We start from the raw sequence: 2,170 nt of genomic DNA on the forward strand, positions 1-2,170 counted from the left end.
GCCTGTTTGGCCCACGCAAAGCGCGGGGCTTCAAAAATAAAATATTGGCCCCGGGGGCCGGCGGGCGGCGAAGCCGCCCGTAAAATTTTGGCGTACGGTGCCGCAAAATTTTAAAGCGGTCCCGTTTTTTTAAAACGGGACCTAATAAAATCTTTGGCTGGGCGCACGATACTACTACTTCACAGATGGGGCAATAAATAATGAATATGGGGATAACCTATATTTATATTATAAGCAAATATTTTTGATTTAAAATACAAGACGTTCGTACCGAAAAATATCCCGGGGCGGCTCGCCGCCCCTGGCCCACGGGTCAGGGCCGAGCCCTGCATAAAATTTTGGCGTACGGTGCCGCAAAATTTTAAAGCGCCCCCGTTTAAAAAACGGGGGCGGTTTAAAAACTGGAACAGGCTAAGCTCACCTTTCTTTTGTTTCCCGACCTTACAGGTCGGAGGCTAAAAGTAAAGGTTAAATGCTAATAAATTAGCTCCGGTTTATATCGGTAAATAAGTATGTTAGAACCCAAGGAAAATTAATTTATTATTTACTTAAAATGCTTGCAAGCATTTAAGCTTGGGCAGCTTGCTATTACCAAAATTTAACTTATTTCCCACTTATTTTTTGCGCTTAACACACAATATGGCTTTACCAAAATTTTTGGTTTTTACTTTAGTTTCAAGGCATAGTTTTGGGTAAAATTTAAGTAAGCCTCCTAGCTCCCCGCATTTTAGCACGGAGCTTATTCAGGCTGAGACTTATCGAATAACTAATTTGTTCAATAGGCTCAGGGTATTAAAAAGAAATATATTACTATTTCAATAATTATTAATTGACTTTTCTTGAGCGAATATTGCGTAGCAGTCATTGCGAGGAAAGCCCCGGGGCTGGGCTCGGCCCCTGACCCGTGGGCCAGGGGCGGCGAGCCGCCCCGGGATTTTGTTTTTCCTTGCTTTAGACCTCAAGAAATGTATTATAGGAATCACATATACAGTATGACAACGAAATTTATGAACAGATCAGTTCAAGCGCATCCATTTCATTTAGTTGAAGCTTCGCCTTGGCCAATTGCTGTATCATTTTCTTTATTAGTAGTTACTCTATCAGGAGTAATGACATTCCAAGGATACCCTAATGGTTTATTCTTATTAACTCTTGGATTTATCTCTCTAGTTTCTACTATGACATTATGGTTTAAAGATATTTCTAGAGAAGGTACTTTCCAAGGTCATCATACTTTTGCAGTACAAAAAGGATTAAGCTTAGGTTTTGTTTTATTTGTAGTTTCTGAAGTATTCTTCTTTATTAGTATTTTCTGGGCATTCTTCCATTCTTCATTAGCCCCTACTGTAGAATTAGGAGCTCACTGGCCTCCAGCTGGTATTGAGACTTTAAACCCTTGGGAGGTTCCATTACTAAATACAGTAATTTTACTTTCTTCAGGTGCTACTGTAACTTACGCTCACCATAGCCTAATCCAAGGTAACCGAGCAGGAGTTATTTACGGTTTAATCGCAACTGTTGCTTTAGCAACAGTTTTCACTGGTTTCCAAGCATTTGAGTACTATAACGCTCCATTCACATTCAGTGATGGTGTTTATGGATCTACATTCTACATGGCTACTGGATTCCATGGTATCCACGTTATTGTAGGTACAATTTTCTTAACTGTAGGATTATTCCGAGTTTTATCATACCACTTAACTGATCACCACCATTTAGGATTCGAGCAAGCTATTTTATATTGGCATTTCGTTGATGTAGTTTGGCTATTCTTATTCATTAGTGTATACTGGTGGGGAGGATAATTTTAAACCCCGGGGGCAAAGCCCCTTGAGCCCACGGGGTCCCAAACGGTACACCCGTGTGCTTATTCAATAAATATTTATCTAATTATTAATAAAACCACCCCTTTCAACAAATAAAGGTTTTTAACATAAAGTCAAACTTTATAAGTAAGAATTAAAAATTTATACCACAAAATTAGGTTCTTCGCGCGAAGCGCGGGAGCTAGACCGTACCAAAGATAAACTTAGGCTTTGTCATTTAGAAAAAATATTATTAAATGATGACATTTTTAGTTACACCCCGGGGCTGGCGCCCCGGACCCCCAGGTCCGGCGGTGCCGGCCCCGGGGGCTTACAAAATAAGTGTAGATTATATGATCTCATTA

Annotated in this window: 1 protein-coding gene; it reads left to right on the plus strand. The window is 40.1% G+C overall.

Annotation, left to right across the window (positions count from 1 at the left end):
* The first annotated feature begins 992 nt into the window (after positions 1-992).
* Complete coding sequence (locus ACYVOF_RS04355; protein WP_460740839.1) at positions 993-1,805, plus strand: cytochrome c oxidase subunit 3; 813 nt, start codon at positions 993-995, stop codon at positions 1,803-1,805.
* Positions 1,806-2,170: the final 365 nt, after the last annotated feature.

It is taken from the genome of Rhodococcus aerolatus (genome assembly GCF_054783215.1).

What these genes read in the sequence shown, in the direction of transcription:
- ACYVOF_RS04355 (WP_460740839.1), top strand. Translation starts at nt 993, where the DNA reads ATGACAACGAAATTTATGAACAGATCAGTTCAAGCGCATCCATTTCAT.